This is a genomic window from Cognatilysobacter lacus (assembly GCF_008274655.1).
GTDB lineage: Bacteria > Pseudomonadota > Gammaproteobacteria > Xanthomonadales > Xanthomonadaceae > Cognatilysobacter > Cognatilysobacter lacus.
In genome coordinates this window covers 1-529 of sequence record NZ_VTRV01000297.1, presented here as the reverse complement: position 1 = coordinate 529, position 529 = coordinate 1, and the positions used below count along the sequence as shown (strand labels likewise).

The 529-nt window shown below is 71.1% G+C and carries 1 protein-coding gene; it reads right to left on the bottom strand.

Annotated elements, in window-relative coordinates:
• Positions 1 to 381 (bottom strand): response regulator (locus FW784_RS14170; protein ID WP_149353957.1); only part of this gene is annotated, 381 nt, incomplete at its 3' end.
• Between the last annotated feature and the right edge of the window lie 148 nt (positions 382 to 529).

Here is a 529-nt window from a genome sequence, read left to right as displayed (position 1 = left end):
CTGCGGGCTCAGGAAAACGCGTCCGGCGAACGCGGCACGCAACGCGACCTCGAGTTCGGCCGGTGCGGCTTCCTTGACCACGAACCCGCTCGCGCCGCGCGCCAGCGCTTCGCGCACGTGGCCTGCGTCGTCATGCATCGACATGATCACCACCGCGGTGTCGGGCGCGACGCGGCGCAGTTCGTCGAGCGCGTCGAATCCGTTGCGACCGGGCATCGACAGGTCGAGCAGCACGACGTTCGGCTGCACCTCGCGCGTGCGCATCACCGCTTCGTCCGCACTCGACGCTTCGCCGACGACCTCGATCCCGTCGAACGACGCGACCAGACGGTGCAGGCCGGCGCGGATCAGGTTGTGGTCGTCGCAGATCAGGACGCGCACGCGGCGATTTCATGGCGGAGGTGGCCCGACCTTAGCCGAGCGCGCAGGGGCCGCCAAGCAGGCGCCGGTGTCGACCGTCAGCGCTGGCGGCGTCGCTCGGCGACCGCGCGGCGGTGCAGCCGGAACAGATGGCGCTCCAGCAGCGCCT